At 36.2% G+C, this 15,230-nt stretch carries 16 protein-coding genes; 2 read left to right on the forward strand and 14 right to left on the reverse strand.

What is annotated here, in order from left to right:
• Nucleotides 1-376: 376 nt before the first annotated feature.
• The 13 genes from C0512_RS12910 to C0512_RS12970 form a co-directional block, all read right to left on the reverse strand.
• The gene (locus C0512_RS12910) at nucleotides 377-1,021 is read right to left on the reverse strand and encodes a porin family protein (protein ID WP_290862238.1); all 645 of its coding nucleotides are present in this window, start codon (nucleotides 1,019-1,021) and stop codon (nucleotides 377-379) included.
• Nucleotides 1,022-1,054: 33 nt separating this feature from the next.
• Nucleotides 1,055-1,486, reverse strand: coding sequence for a hypothetical protein (locus C0512_RS12915; protein ID WP_290862240.1), 432 nt, complete (start codon nucleotides 1,484-1,486; stop codon nucleotides 1,055-1,057).
• Nucleotides 1,487-1,506: 20 nt separating this feature from the next.
• On the reverse strand, nucleotides 1,507-1,950 hold the full coding sequence (locus tag C0512_RS12920; RefSeq protein WP_290862242.1) for a hypothetical protein: 444 nt from the start codon (nucleotides 1,948-1,950) through the stop codon (nucleotides 1,507-1,509).
• A 232-nt stretch (nucleotides 1,951-2,182) separates the two neighbouring features.
• Entirely contained in the window at nucleotides 2,183-3,448 is a 1,266-nt protein-coding gene (locus tag C0512_RS12925; RefSeq protein WP_290862243.1) for a T9SS type A sorting domain-containing protein, read from the reverse strand.
• A 142-nt stretch (nucleotides 3,449-3,590) separates the two neighbouring features.
• On the reverse strand, nucleotides 3,591-3,971 hold the full coding sequence (locus tag C0512_RS12930; protein WP_290862244.1) for a hypothetical protein: 381 nt from the start codon (nucleotides 3,969-3,971) through the stop codon (nucleotides 3,591-3,593).
• 68 nt (nucleotides 3,972-4,039) lie between these two features.
• Nucleotides 4,040-4,822 (reverse strand): RNA methyltransferase, encoded by a 783-nt coding sequence (locus C0512_RS12935; RefSeq protein ID WP_290862245.1) that lies wholly within the window; start codon nucleotides 4,820-4,822, stop codon nucleotides 4,040-4,042.
• A 37-nt stretch (nucleotides 4,823-4,859) separates the two neighbouring features.
• The gene (locus tag C0512_RS12940) at nucleotides 4,860-6,194 is read right to left on the reverse strand and encodes a DUF58 domain-containing protein (protein ID WP_290862246.1); all 1,335 of its coding nucleotides are present in this window, start codon (nucleotides 6,192-6,194) and stop codon (nucleotides 4,860-4,862) included.
• An 18-nt stretch (nucleotides 6,195-6,212) separates the two neighbouring features.
• A complete protein-coding gene (locus C0512_RS12945) occupies nucleotides 6,213-7,211 on the reverse strand; it encodes a MoxR family ATPase (protein WP_290862247.1) in 999 nt (332 codons plus the stop codon).
• Between the two features lie 132 nt (nucleotides 7,212-7,343).
• Nucleotides 7,344-7,718 (reverse strand): GxxExxY protein, encoded by a 375-nt coding sequence (locus C0512_RS12950; RefSeq protein ID WP_290862248.1) that lies wholly within the window; start codon nucleotides 7,716-7,718, stop codon nucleotides 7,344-7,346.
• Between the two features lie 117 nt (nucleotides 7,719-7,835).
• Nucleotides 7,836-9,041: a DUF4350 domain-containing protein gene (locus C0512_RS12955; protein ID WP_290862249.1), complete on the reverse strand. Its 1,206-nt coding sequence runs from the start codon at nucleotides 9,039-9,041 to the stop codon at nucleotides 7,836-7,838.
• Nucleotides 9,042-9,803 carry a DUF4129 domain-containing protein gene (locus C0512_RS12960; protein WP_290862250.1) on the reverse strand — a complete coding sequence of 254 codons (762 nt, stop codon included), beginning with the start codon at nucleotides 9,801-9,803 and terminating at the stop codon, nucleotides 9,042-9,044. It lies immediately after the preceding gene.
• Nucleotides 9,796-10,737 (reverse strand): hypothetical protein, encoded by a 942-nt coding sequence (locus tag C0512_RS12965; protein ID WP_290862251.1) that lies wholly within the window; start codon nucleotides 10,735-10,737, stop codon nucleotides 9,796-9,798. Before C0512_RS12965 ends, C0512_RS12960 begins: the two co-directional genes overlap by 8 nt.
• 3 nt (nucleotides 10,738-10,740) lie before the next feature.
• Nucleotides 10,741-11,718 (reverse strand): stage II sporulation protein M, encoded by a 978-nt coding sequence (locus C0512_RS12970; protein WP_290862252.1) that lies wholly within the window; start codon nucleotides 11,716-11,718, stop codon nucleotides 10,741-10,743.
• Between the two features lie 20 nt (nucleotides 11,719-11,738).
• Between C0512_RS12970 and C0512_RS12975 the strand changes: the two genes are divergently transcribed.
• Nucleotides 11,739-12,482, forward strand: a complete 744-nt coding sequence (locus C0512_RS12975; protein ID WP_290862253.1) for an RDD family protein — start codon at nucleotides 11,739-11,741, stop codon at nucleotides 12,480-12,482.
• A gap of 135 nt (nucleotides 12,483-12,617) precedes the next feature.
• Nucleotides 12,618-13,220, forward strand: coding sequence for a trimeric intracellular cation channel family protein (locus C0512_RS12980; protein ID WP_290862254.1), 603 nt, complete (start codon nucleotides 12,618-12,620; stop codon nucleotides 13,218-13,220).
• 895 nt (nucleotides 13,221-14,115) lie between these two features.
• On the opposite strand, the gene C0512_RS12985 is transcribed toward C0512_RS12980, so the two are convergent.
• A complete protein-coding gene (locus tag C0512_RS12985; protein ID WP_290862255.1) occupies nucleotides 14,116-14,985 on the reverse strand; it encodes a carboxypeptidase-like regulatory domain-containing protein in 870 nt (289 codons plus the stop codon).
• Nucleotides 14,986-15,230: the final 245 nt, after the last annotated feature.

Below are 15,230 nucleotides of genomic sequence, written 5' to 3' on the forward strand. Positions count from 1 at the left end.
GATTAATTGAAATCGATTTTAAGAGGTTTAACGCTATAACTAAAAAACATCAACGATGAAAGGAGTAAACTTTTTCTTTTTAATGATTGCCTTTATATTAGGAATTACTTTGTTTAGGCAATTCAACTTTGAAACGATGTCATTTAAGGATCCGGCACTTAGTGTTATTTACCTTGTTACTTTTGTATTCTCGATTTTCATTTTAATAAAGGACTTTATAAAACGTCCGAAAAAATGAATCACTGCCTTTTATCCATGCATTTCATTTGCTGCGAAGTTGCTGCACTTTATATAAAAAAAATAATGGGGTTTTAAGTCCCCATTATTTCTTCTTTTTCAGCAATTTCTCCCACTTTTGTTCATCGAATTTTGGTAGCTAGTTGAAGGAGAAACTAGCATACACTTGCAAAACACTATTTTTAGCATCCGGGAATATGGCATTAAATCCGGAATAGTTTTGCTCTTTCCCTACTTTGGTTAACCCGTAGTAGTAACGAGCTCCTACACTGATAGGGTTGAAGTCAAACGCAATACCGGCGGCTAAACCTGCATCAAAACGGTTGAAATCTTCGGTATCTAATTCGCCTTCAAAGTCGAAGGCAGCAGGGTCTGATTCGTTTGTTACTTTTCCGCTAATCATATAAGCGGCATAGGCACCGGCTTGAATGTTGAACATGTCTGTAACGTTGTAAACAACTAATAAAGGCACTTCAATGTAGTCTAATTTGAATTTAGTTGAACCGGTTGCAAAATTATCGTTGTAGGTTAGTTTTGCTCCTTTGGTGGTATAATATACCTCGGTTTGAATGGCAACAGTGCTGGTCATTGGGAATTTAGCAAACATACCGATGTTGAAACCGGTAAGCATTTCGTCGTCGTCAATGTTATCAACGTATAGATTAGAAAAGCTAAGTCCACCTTTTACACCAATTTGTGGTGCTTTATCAAAATTTTGAGCAAATGTTGTTGCACTAAATAGGGCAACTAAACCAATCACTAAACCTTTTTTTAAATTTTTCATTTTGTTTTTTTTAGAAGCTTTCACTTCTTGTTTTTATTTTTTGTCTTCTGTGAAGTTTTTGAAGGATTCACCTAATTCATTCATGTCGCTGTTGAATTCTTCTTTGAATTTTTGCCAATCTGTTTTGTAGCTTTCATAGCCTTTTAAACGTTCGTCTAATTCGCTGTTTTTTGCTTCGAGGTTGTTAACACGTTCCATGTCGTTTGCGTTTGTATTTACTTTTAATTCCGCAATTCGCACTTTATTGGCTTGAATTTTTACTTCTGTTTCTGCTTTGAAGATGTCGTATTCTGCTTGAGTTGCCAAGTTTTGAGCATCTTCTTGAGCTTCGGTTTTTACATCGTTTAGGTCTTCTTGGGCTTCTACTAAGTTTTCTTCAGCACTTTTTTTCTCTTGGCAGCTGATGAAGAGTGTGGCCGAAAGGAATAAAGCGGCTAACAGGGTGTTTCTTTTTAGATTTTTCATGATTATGTTTGTTTTATAGGTTAAAAATTAGTTGTTGAAAGAACGGTGTACATGCCGGGGTATTCAACATTTCCATCATCTTCTGCGGTTATAAAGATTTTAACGGGCTTAAAGGGTGTGGCTGTTTCGAAATCGGCTTTTAATTTAGAGGACATCATTGAACTTGAACTTTTTATTTGTCCTATGTTTTTGGTGTTTTTTTGGTCAGTAACCATCCAAATAACGTATGTTTTTTTGGGTGGGTTTAATCTATCGACTTCGGCTAAATTGGTGAAGTTGATTTTGATGACATAGTTTTTGTTACTGTTTTTAGAGACTTTTACATCACCTCGTGCAGCAGGAACTACGGAAGAAGTTTCAAACTTGATTTTTTTAGAACACGATTGAAAAGGTATCAGTAACCCTAAAAATAATAACCCGGTAAGCACTTTTTTAAGAACTGAGTTTGTTAAATTTAATTTCATGCAATTGGTTTTAGTTTTCGCATCCGGCGATACAGTGTAATGTTTTATAACTGTACAAAGATGAAACGAAACCAAGCCAAACGGCTTACACAATTTTTGATATAATTTACATTATTCAAAGATTATGTAAGCCGTTCATTTGCTTGTGAGCCTTCGTATTCTATGACTTGAATGAAAAGAATGATTCATTCAGAAGAAAGAAAATCAGTATTTTAAAAGAAGATATGCCTGTTTATATCTTCACAAATTTAATGTTTTTGACGAGGTTGTTTGACACTATTTTTAAGAAATAAACACCGCTTTGTAAATGTTGAACTTGTAATTTGTTACTGTCTAAACGGTCAGCTTTTACTGTTCTACCATTGCTGTCTATCACTTCAACGGAATCAATTGCGAAAGGAGCATCAATGGATAACGTTGTTGAAGTGGGGTTTGGATAAACCGTGATTTTATCTTCCAATGTATTTTGAGGAACGGAAAGAGCAGGATCTTGTCTTGTGGCAATAGCACCCAAACAATTATTGTAGTTAATCATCATGTTGATGTTTTGACCGTCTTCAAATACCAAGGGAGCAGTGCTAACGACCAGTCCGGTTAGTAATGAAATTCCGTAGATGTTGTTTCCATCGCTGTAGTAGTAAGTATTGGTATTAGGATCGATGGTAGAACTTGCACTCGCTGAATAATAGGAGGTGGGTAGTGGAACATCGGAAATGTTGGTTACTTCGCCCGTAGTCGTATTAATTTTACCAAAACGCATGGCGTAAATGCTCACACCGGAAGGGGAATTAGGGTTGGGCACTTGCGTGTCTTCCGTTACTAATCCATACATGGTATCATCGGCACAGTTATAAGCAAAGTTGGTAAAATTAAATTCATATGGATTGCTGTATTGAATGGTGGGGTTGCTGTAAATTGTTCCGTTGTATAAATCAAGTCCAACAAATTGAGGGCCGGTGGAGTAATAATAAACCATCTCTAACGGGTTGACAGCCGTTCCGGCTAATTGATATCCATTTCCGACAGAATTTTGAGAAAGGGCAGTTAAATCACCTGTTTCTGTGTTTAAACTAGCCAAATACATACCGATTAATTCGTTATTCTCGGTGAAAGTAGAAGCTAAACCATAGAGTGTATTGTTCGAATTATTATACCTAACGTTTGAAAATAGGGTTGTGCCTTCAAAGAAACTATTAATAGGCAAATTGTCTTGAATGGAACCGTCGAAGAGGTCGAAGGACATGAAAAAATTGGTGGATACCAAATTAAACCGATTGGTTGTTTGATTAACAGAACCACCGGTTACACTAAAAAGATTTGGGCTGGTCGCTGTGCCTACATTATTTACAAATCCAACCGCTGGGTTTACATTACCCATTCGAGTGCTTCCTCCAAAATCAGAAGAGTATTTAGTTACTATCGTAAATAGATTATCAGTATCCTGAGCATTGGCATTCAATGCTATTGTAAGTACGAGAAGGAGTAAAGTTTTTTTCATAGCGTGAGTTTTAGGTTCTTTAGTTGAGCCTATTGTTTTGATAGACAACTGATAAGAATGTATAAATTTATGATTTAATTTTATGTTAATTATAAATTGACACGCATTTAACTATTGTTGAACCTTGTGGAATACCTTTATTTTAAACTACAGACTTTTTTTTCCAATAGTGTCTTAACGTATAAAGAGCAACCAAAATAAAAGGGAGGGTTGAAATAATCATTTTGCTATTCGTTGCAAAAACCCCTGCAATGAAAAACATTATAAGGATTGTGCTTAAACAGCCTAAACCAATGAAGGTAAGGATTCTGTTAGGTTCTTTTTGAAAAAGTGTAAAAACGATCACCAGTTGACCAAAAAAGGGTAAAACAACTAACGGATGAGTAAATGTGCCGGGGTTTGAAGTGAAATTGGAAACCACTTCATATTCCATTTCAAAAATAAAAGCATGTTTGTTTTGACCCCATTCGGTATAACCGAAAAGCGAAGTGATGATTAGAAGAATGTTTAGCGTTTTTTTCATGACCAGGCTGAAAGAGTCTTTCAAAATTAGCCATTTTTCATTTGATTACCACAAAAGCAGCGAAGTTTTTAAAACCCTCGTTGTCTTTTCGCTTCAAACAACAAAATGGCTGCTGCTACGGAAACGTTCATCGAATCAATTTCGCCTTGCATCGGGATGATAATGTTTTGGGTGCTTTCGGTTCGCCAAGGCTCTGTTAATCCGGTTGCTTCAGTGCCCACAACCAAGGCGGTGGAAGATGTGAAATTCTCTAAATGATAGTGATTAGCGTTTTGCAAAGTGGCGGAATAGATGGCTACTTTGTTTGCTTTTAAAAAAGCAATTACTTCCTCTGTAGTGCCTGTTGCAATTTGGTTGGTAAACAAACAGCCTACACTGGAACGGACGATGTTTGGATTGTATAAATCACTTTTAGGATTAGCAATAATAACAGCATCACTATTTGCGGCATCGGCGGTTCGGAGTAAAGCTCCTAAATTACCCGGTTTTTCAATTCCTTCCGCCACTAAAATCAAGGGATTATCGGAAAGATTTAAATCGGCTAAAAGATGCGGTTTAGTTTTGGCTACAGCTAAAATGCCTTCCGTTGTATCGCGATAGGCTAACTTTTGATAAACCTCTTTCGAGATTTCGATACAATCGCAACAGGAAAAAGCACGTAGTTCTTTGTCAGACACCAATTCGGGCAAATACAAAACGGTTTCCAATTGATAGCCTCCTTTTAACGCCAATTCGATTTCGCGTTTTCCTTCCATTAAAAAAGTTCCGGTTTGCTTGCGGGTTTTAGCTTTCTCCTGCAATTGAACAAGAGATTTGATAAAAGGGTTTTGAGAGGAAGTGATTTGTTTCAAGGTGCTGAGGTTCTGAGTGGCAAAGTTACTTTGTTTTTTACAAAATTCCTCGAGCTTTGATTTCTAAATACTTATTGATGGTATCTAATGTCAAATTCTCGGGTTGGGTTAAGACGGAATAAATGCCGTATTTTTTCAATTCGTTAACGATTAAACGTTTTTCAAAGGCAAACTTTTCCGCGATTACTTTGTCATACACTTCTTGAACTGTTTCGGCTTTGTTGTGAATAATTTCGTTGAGTTCTGTATTTTGAAAAAAGACCACCACGAGTAAATGGTTTTTGGCAATTCCTTTTAAATAGGGGAGTTGGCGGTGCAACCCGTCCAAGGTTTCAAAGTTGGTATATAACAACAACAAACTTCGTTGGTTAATGTTCTTTTTAATATCAGTATATAATCGACTGAAATCACTTTCGAAAAAATCAGTTTTGATGTTATACAAACACTCCATGATTAATTGCATCTGTGAGGAACGTTTTTCTGCAACAACCCGGTTTTCAACCTTTTTAGAAAAGGAAAACATACCGGCTTTATCGTGTTTTTTCAAAATAACATTGGATAATACTAAAGTTGCATTGATGGCATAGTCCAGTAAACTCAATCCGTTGAACGGCATTTTCATTACTCTTCCTTTGTCGATTATCATGTAAACCGATTGTGATTTTTCATCTTGAAATTGGTTCACCATCAAGCTGTTTTTCTTGGCCGTTGCTTTCCAGTTTAGGGTTCGGATGTCATCGCCTTGAATGTATTCTTTGATTTGTTCGAATTCCATGGTATGCCCGATTCGCCGAATTTTTTTCACTCCATATTGAAACAGATTATTGGAGAAAGCCATCAAATCATATTTCCGCAATTGGATATAAGACGGGTAGGTGGGCACCATTTGATCTTTGTTGAACGTAAAACGGCGGGAGATTATTCGCAAAGGAGAAGAAACATAAACATTGAGGCTCCCGAAGGTGTATTCACCCCGTTCTACAGGCCGTAAAAAATATTGAATATCATCTTGTGACGAAGCTTTTACTTTTCGTTTGATTTCAAAATTTCGAACTTGAAATTGAAAAGGGATTTCATCAATGATTTTAGTAAAAATTGAAAACGTATAATAATTTCGAACAGCAACCCGAATGGGGTTTTCATCGCCATTGGATAATTTTTCAGGACTGATGCGGGTGGCTTCAATTCCGGTTTTGGCTCCAAATAGAATGATACAGTCTAATCCGAAAAAGGTGAGCAAAAGAAGTAAAAAGTACCACGCTAAATTGTATAACACCGGAAACAAAAAACTCATAGCAAAAACGGCTATGATACTTGCCAGTACATAGAAAAAGAAGTTATTGATATACAGTTGCCGGAACAGTTTTTTCAAAGTGTCAAATTTTACAGTTTATCTCGGAATCTCAATCGACTCAATGATTTGTTGAATGATTTCTTTGCTGCTGATGCCTTCCATTTCGCGTTCAGGGGTAACAATGACCCGGTGTTGCAAAACAGGAATAGCCGCTTCTTTGATGTCTTCCGGGGTTACAAAATCACGACCGCGAAGGGCTGCATATCCTTTAGCCGCATTTAAAATGGCAATAGAGGCTCTCGGGGAAGCACCCAAATAAAGGAAACCGTTTTCACGCGTGTTGACCACTAACTTAGCGATGTATTCGAGTAGGTTTGGTTCAACCAAAACCTGCTTCACCAGCTCTTGGTATTTTTGAATATCGGCAGCTGTGAGGTGCGTTTTAATATGGTCTAATTTATTACTGCTCAATAACGCATGTTCTTTTTGAAGGATGATGATTTCCTCGTCTAATTTAGGATAATCAATGTTGATTTTAAACAGAAAACGGTCTAGTTGAGCTTCCGGTAAACGATAAGTTCCTTCCTGTTCAATGGGGTTTTGGGTGGCAATCACTAAAAACGGAGCGGTCATTTTATAGGTTGTTCCGTCCAAGGTGATTTGGCGTTCTTCCATTACTTCAAATAGAGCGGCTTGGGTTTTTGCCGGAGCCCGATTGATTTCGTCAATCAAAATCAGGTTGGAGAAGATGGGCCCTTTTTTAAATTCAAATTCCGATTTCTTTAAGTCGAAAACAGAAGTCCCTAAAATATCGGAAGGCATTAAATCAGGGGTAAATTGAATTCGGCTAAAGCCAATGCTTAGCGTTTTGGCCAGTAATTTTGCCGTAATGGTTTTCGCCACACCGGGCACACCTTCAAGCAACACATGCCCATTTGATAAAATGGCTACAAGCAGTTGGTCAATCATTTTGTGTTGGCCCACAATGACTGAATTTAGCTCTTGTTTGATGGCTTGAATGCTGTCTTGAAGCGGTTTCAAATCGATGCGGGATTCGAAGTTTACGTTGTCGTTGGTTTCTAAGTTTTCTTCCATAATTTTATTATTGGCTATTTGTTTATTGGATTGAACACGGATTTAAAGGATTATATGGATTTACGCTGATTTTTTGGTTGCTTCGCAAAAAAGGATTTTAGCGGATTTCATTTGTCTTTAAATGGTTCTTTATTATTTGAATTGATTAGAATACATTTTCCTTTTTACTTGAGGTGTCTTTCCAAAATTAAGCAAAAGTGCAACTTCCATTTCTGTGGCTTTTAAATAATTGATTATCTGCAATTCATGTTCTTCATGAATTGATTCACATGCTTTTAATTCAACAATTACACAATCGTTTACAATAATGTCTGCAAAATAGTTACCTACAACTACTTCATTATAATATACTGCTATTGCTTTTTGTTTTTCACATGTTAATCCAATTTTATTTAATTCAATTAACATTGCGTTTTCGTAAACCCGTTCCAAAAAACCATAACCTAATTTATTATAAACATTGTAAAAGGCTTTGATTATTTGGTCTGTAATATTCTTATGTAACATTGGCAAACTATTCAGTTAAACTTTTTCAATCCTTTTTTATTCATTTCGACGAAGTCGACATTATTAAATCTGTGAAAATCCTTTAAATCCATATAATCCGTGTTCCATCCCTCAAAATTATCTTTTTGTTTCTAAAACTTTTTCAATCACGGTATTCAGTTCAATTAACTCTGCTTCGGTGCTTTTAAATGTTTTGCGTTGCCGTTTGATGAGCATTACTACATTTTCAATTAAGGCAATGTCTTTCCCTGATTTTTGATGTAATTTTTTAATGAAATCATCATCAAGGTTTTGCGTGTCCAGTAAATAATCTTGCCTTATTTTCTCTAAAAAGTAGATGATTTTCTTTTCCATGATGGTATCGTGGTTTCCTTCCTGAAAATATAGATTTCCAATGGTTTTAGTAAAATCAACCGTTGTATTGGTTACCGGTTTGATGATGGGAATGATGCGTTGTTTTCGTTTTGCGTTGAAAATCATAAAGATAATCATTCCTAATAAAAACAAATACCAAGCCCATCGCAAGCCATCCTGACTCAAAATGAACCGCAAAGGAGAATTGGAAATCCCGGTTTTATACTCTTGATTCGGATACCAAAATAGATTTCCCTTCGGAATATAAGACAATACTTTTTCAGCATATTCCGCATTTTTATTTTTCAATAAATAATAGTTGGTAAACGCATAGGGCTGCAAATGCAAGAAGAAATTCCCTTTTCCGTAAGGCACTTTAATAAAATTAACTTGTGTTTTTTTATCAATTTTCTGATAACCTAAAACAGTTGTTTTTAACGTGTCAAATGAGGTAAAATGATATCCGTTTACGCCCATTTTCATTTCAAATGACTTTTTACTAAGCGTTGGATTAGCCAAGCTCACTTCAAGTTGCTCTTGAAAATACAGGTTAGAATAACTAAAGCCCAACGAATCCTCTAATGTAGTTGAAAAAGTGTTCATGCTCAAAAAAGCATCGTTTCCGTGGCTCACAAACAGCAATAACTCTTCAGTAGAAGTTTCGTCAATAGTATAGTCGGTATCAATCGCTAAAAAAGTTCCATTGGTGGTATAAGTATTCACTAGCGTATCATAATCATAAAACGCATCTAAAAACTCATAAGGCGTTGATTGAATGGTTTGAATGGTATCGCCTTTAAAATAAGTGTCTTTTTCTTCATTAAAAACATATAATCCAAACGGAATTTTTGAATTCACATCAAAGCTTGGCGTCCAATTAATCGGTTTCGGTCGATTAGCATCCACAAAAACGATGAGCACCATGAGTGCCACTAAAATACCAATGTATATTTTCAGTGTTTTATTCATCTAAATGGATTGGATTGTTTTTTCAAAAGCGGCTTTAGCTTTCAAAAAGGTTTCTTCGTCTAATTCAAATTCACCATACCAACTATAGTTGTACAGGTAGGAAACATATTCAAAATTAGCTCTGAAAGATTCCTCTTTTATTTCATATAAATAATCGGTATTTGTTTTTTCCACATCCCATTCAATGATGTTCTTCTCGGCCATCTTTTTCAATAGCCAAAGGTAATAATAGCGAATGCTCAATCGTTTTTCACCTGATTTTAAAGTGTCTTTAATTAGCTTTTCAAAATCAATTAAATGAATGTTTTTTTCAACATCTTCATGGTGAATTACTTTTTTATCAGATGATTTTCCAAAAATCCATTGTCCTTCACCATTCATAATGGCTTTAACGATGAGGTAAATCACAAAAACAATGAGTAAAACGGCCAATACTTTAATCAGTATTTCTACAAACGTCATGGAAACGTCATCACTGCTGAAATTAAACAAACGACGGAAAAAGTCGGAAAGCCATTCTTTAAATCGACTCCACCAGTTTTCTTTGCTCACTTTTTGTTCATAAACAAATTCATCGCTATTATATTTTTCTTTAATGGTGGTTTCGAAACTTCTGGCTTCCATTGAAAGGGAATCTATTTGAATATCCTTTTCAGTGAAAATAATTTTCGCAACCGTTGTGGTATCTATCACAAGACTGTCTTGCGATGAAGCCGTCATCCAAGTTAATAAAAAAGCTATGTAAAGAAGTAGTTTATTCACTTGGGGTACCAATTTGGTCTATGTCGCTTAAAGTCGTTATGTTTTCATTTTGATCCCGTAAGCTGTAATAAATAATTCCGCCATTAATAATCATAATGTTGTTTAGAATATAGCTCACCAAAATACTGATGCATACCACAACAACCATCATGATGGAAAAGAAAGAAAGAGCATCGGCATCGGTTTGTTGGTTTTCAATGTTGGTCACCATGTCAATCACGCCAATAATGTAGGGAATTGCAATAAAAACAGTCGCTATCGTTTGAATAATGATATACATGATTATGGTTGAACCAACGATAGGCCAAAACTGTTGTTTCAGTTTGTCAAATCCTCGTCCGTAAGCTTCTAAAATGCCCATGTCTTCGTTGAGGTATTCATAAAAACTGAGTTGAACCCAAGCCATAAGAGCCGGAATTCCAATAATGGCAATCGGAATGCCGATGATAACAAAAAACAAAGCAAAAACAATCGCCATCAAAAGTAGTCCGGCGGTTAAACTCAATCCAACCAAGGCTAAGAAAAACAAAATAATTTTGCCGATTTTAGCTTTCATTGCTTTTATAAGGTCAAGCGTTTCAAAATTACAGCCTTTGTGTTTTTCATACAATTGCAAATAGATAATCGGAAAAGCGTAATTGACGAGCGAAACAAAAAGAATGACAATTAAAAAGAATAGAAACACGCCGATAATCAACGCAATATTGTTGTTGAAATAATCTTCTAAAAAGTTGGGAGCATTCGTGCCGATGGAAGAAAAAAGAACTTCAAAATAAACTTTAAAAATAAAATAGGAAAGCACTAATAAAAGCAACAATAATCCACCGTTGATGATGAAATAGTGTTTAAAAAAGTGTTTTCCGTTTTCTTTAAAAAAAGCAAACGTATCGCCGATATATTCGCTAAAAGTTCTTTTCTTGAATAGGTGTAGCATAGTTTAAATTGTTGGAATGTTGGTTTTCATTTTTCGATGCACGATAAAAGGAAAAACTAAAAAATAAAAAGAAATAAGGCCCAGCGTTCCTAAAATGATAACAACGTTTAGCCATTTAGGCATTTCAAGAGCATAACGCGTCACGAAGCCTTCTAAAAAACCTGCGGCAATTGTAAACGGCATAGTGCTCAAAAATATTTTCAATCCGTTTTTAAATCCTATTTTAAAAGAATTTATGCGGGAATAGGTTTTCGGGAATAGGATAGAAGCTCCCAGAATAAATCCGGCAGCGGTTTCAATAACGATGGCAAAAATTTCCATTGAGCCGTGAATCCAAATTCCTTGAACGCTTTCCCAAAAAACACCTTCCTGATAAAAGAAATATTGAAAAGAACCCAGCATGATACAGTTTTGCAGCATGATATAAAACGTTCCGATGCCTAAAAAAATTCCCCAAATAAAACATTGAGCTCCCACATAAAGGTTGTTCATCGTAATGGCGATAAAACCGCCCCAATTACTGCCGCTTTTATAAACCGCCACCGGATTGCCGTCTTTGATGTTTTCTAAAGTCATGTTCACATAGTCATCCCCAAGAATAAGTCGAACAAAATCTAAATCGTATCGGGCAGACAAAACACCGATGCCCGTGCAAAGAAAAAACAACACAAAAGCATAAACCAAATACCGCCGATAATCATAAACAAGCAACGGCACTTCTTCTGAAAAGAAATAAACAATCCGATTTTGTTCGGTTCGTTTGGTCTTATATATCTTTTGATAAATTTGAGAAGCAAGATAATTTAAGTACACAACCGTCTTACTTTTAGGGTAATACGTTTGTGCATACGATAAATCGTTGACTAAATGGATATATAAACTAGCCATTTCATCAGGATTTTTTTTAGCTTTACCAAAAATAGCTTGTTCAAATTCAAGCCATTTTGTTTTATTTTGCTTTATGAAGGCGACTTCTCTCATGGATTGCTAAAATATAAAATATGTCAGAATTATCGATTACAACAACACAAAATGTGAATATTAATTTTACTGCCGCAACAGTGGCTGATAGGATGCTCGCTTATGTGCTTGATTTACTGATTAAAGGAGCTTATGTCGTGGTCGTGTGGGGAATATTTTTTTATGCCTTAGGCATCAACCAAGGCATGACCGGATTAGACGATTGGTCTTATTATGGGTTAGTAGTCATTTTTTATTCTCCGGTAATCTTCTATTCGCTCACCTTCGAGAGTTTATTAGAAGGGCAAACCATCGGAAAGCGATTATTAAAAATCAAAGTAGTAAAAATTGATGGCTATCAAGCCTCTTTTGGCGATTATTTAATTCGGTGGTTGTTTCGAATCATTGATGTCAATTTAAGTAGTGGTGTCATTGGATTAATTGCCATGATTACCAGCAGCAAAACACAACGATTAGGCGATATGACTGCAGGAACGGCCGTAATCAGTTTAAAAAACAACATTTCCATCAACCATACCATTCTGGAGGATATAGACCAGGCCTATGTGCCCACCTATCCGTTAGTCATAAAATTGAGTGACAATGATGCCAGAATCATTAAAGAAACATTCACGGTAGCACATATCAAACGAGATTTTGCCACGTTGATAAAACTGCGAACAAAAATTGAAGAAGTTACCGGCATAAAGAATATTTCAGGGAATGACACCGACTTTATTCGAACCGTTTTAAAAGATTATAATTTTTATACTCAAAACATGTAATACCAAATATAAATATTAATTAGTCTGAAATTTGTAACTGTTTTTTAACCATATAAGGCATATAAGATCATGTGAGTTAGACTATTTTATAAGTATAAATTATAACAACAATTTTAATTAATTCAACAATCATAAATGTTTCACCTGCTCGATATTATTGGAACAATGGCATTTGCCATTTCCGGAGTGCTCACGGCATTTAACAAAAAACTCGATCCTTTTGGCGTCTACATCATTGCGTTTGTAACCGCAGTGGGCGGAGGCACACTTCGCGATGTGCTCATCGGTCGAACTCCCGTGGTTTGGATGCAAGACATTACCTATGTTTACATGATTTCGATTGGGTTTTTTATCGCCTTGATTTTTCGTAAAAAGCTCGATAAACTACGCACCTCACTCTTTTTGTTCGACACCATCGGGTTAGGTGTTTTCACGTTAATTGGTTTAGAAAGAGGCATCGAAGTAGGCCTGCATCCTGTCATTTGCATTGCTTTAGGCACCATGACTGCTTGTTTTGGCGGAGTGATTCGCGATATACTGTGCAATGAAATACCTATCATTTTCCGAAGAGAAATTTATGCCACCATTTGCATCATCGGAGGTTTGCTGTTTTTTGCCTTAAAGCATTTCAATTTAAACAATGATGTGCTTTATTTAGTAACCTCCGTCGTTATCATTTCCATTCGATTAATGGCGGTAAAGTTTAAATGGTATTTGCCTACGATGGGGAGGGGATAGGTATTTGGTGTTAGGGGGAGTGTTGTGCTGAGGTGCTGAGTTTTGTTTGCGGTTATTTGGTTTTTATTAGAAGTTCTTTTCTTTTTTCCTTGATGAAAAAAGAAACAAAAAAATCAAGCCTCACTAGTTCAAGCTTGAAAACTACCTCGTCAGTCTCTCCGCAACCCAAGTCGCTCGTCGTGCCTCCTCGTCTATGAGGGTTGCTGCCGTTCCTTCCTTCGTTGTTTTGCTACGCTTGTCCTAGTAGGGCGAAGGGCTTCTCGGTTATTTTGTTTTTAGTTGGGGATTTGTGCTAATGAGTTTTCGGTTAGTTGGTTTTCATTTGATGTTCTTTACTTTTTTTTCTTGATAAAAAAAAGTAACAAAAAAAATCAAGCCTCACTAGTTCAAGCTTGAAAACTACCTCGTCAGTCTCTCCGCAACCCAAGTCGCTCGTCGTGCCTCCTCGGCTATGAGGGTTGCTGCCGTTCCTTCCTTCGTTGTTTTGCTACGCTTGTTCTAGTATGGCGGGGTGAGCTACAAAGGGGATGTTTAAAGTACGTTGAATTATTTGGTTTGTTTTTTTCTTTCCCCAACCCTAAAGGGAGGAAAAAAACCAGGGTACGATTCAGATTCGGTTTTATGCGTGGAAGTTATTTGGCTTGTTTTTTTCTTTCCCCAACCCTAAAGGGAGGAAAAAAACCAGGGTACGATTCAGATTCGGTTTTATGCGTGGTTGATTTAAAGACTGAAGAGTTGTTTTCTTCGCTTGTTCTAGTATGGCGGGGAGAGCTACAAAGGGGATGTGATAATGAGGAAAAGGAATAAAATAAAAATAGCAACCTTTTGAGGGGTTGCTATTTTCGTTTAAATTTAATTTATTATGAATGAATGCAAGAAAGCTTTTTTATACTTATTATACCGGTTGCATGGTTACGTGAAGGTCGGTTCTTTCCTTTTTGGTGATAGGGAATTCAATGACTTGGGTTTGGTAACCGGCTTTTGAGAATGTGATTCTGTGCATGCCCTCCGGGAGCGATTTTATTTGAAAAGAGCCCCTGCTGCTGGTTTTGTAAGTTGTAGCATCACCCTCGATTACAGCCTTAATGTATTGTATTGGTTCTTGTGCCATGTTTTTGACAAATACACGAAAGGCTAATGCCATTCCATTTGGACCTATGATTTTACGGTTGTTTTTATAGATGTCATACACAGTCATGTCGGAATATTTGACAATGATTATCAAGGTATCCATTGTTTCTTCGAGCAGCTTATCTGCTTTTGCAAATTCAATTTTCAGTAGTTTTGTTTCTTCTGCTTTGTATGAAATTGCATTTCGAGGGTCTGCCATTTTGCTGATATAGTCAGTTCGCAAATCTTGGGCAGCCGTTAGCGAAGCAGCCGTTGCCCCATAGGTAAGGAGGTCTGCCAGGTTTTCATTTGCTTTTTCGAGGATTATACCCGTTGTTACTTGAAGGTTACCGTCGGACATGCTTTTTAGTGCTGAGAGACTGAACGTTACTTGGTCACGCAAAAGAATGTTGTTGGTGTTTACTGCAAGGGATTTGACTTGACCGAGCAAGAGATAGAAGGTGTTTTCGACTTCTTCTCTAGTGGCTTGCTTGATTTGCCTGTAGGCCTTTCGGCTTTCTTGCTGGTTTTCTGAAATAGCTCTTATTTCATCAATGTTTTTTTGTAAGGCTTCTATAGCCTCGGCCATTAATGGCATCTTGCCAATGATGGTTGGGTCAACGCTTTGTAAGTAGGTAGATACAGCGTTGTACATGGAGAACTTTCGTTCCTGTTTGCGGTTCATAGTTTAAAGATTTGGGTTATTATTAACTAAAACTCGGAGCAAACATACAAGTAAAAGTTAAATTACCAAGAAATTTATTTATTTTATCTAAAAAAAATATTTAATTGACAGCAGTAATTTTTTTTATAAAGTCAGTTTTTTCAAGTGTTATGTTGATTTTTTTTAGTTCTTTAAATTTTTTTAATTTTTTTAGATTTAAAATAAATTCTTACAAC

Source organism: Flavobacterium sp. (assembly GCF_013822155.1).
Lineage (GTDB): Bacteria > Bacteroidota > Bacteroidia > Flavobacteriales > Flavobacteriaceae > Flavobacterium.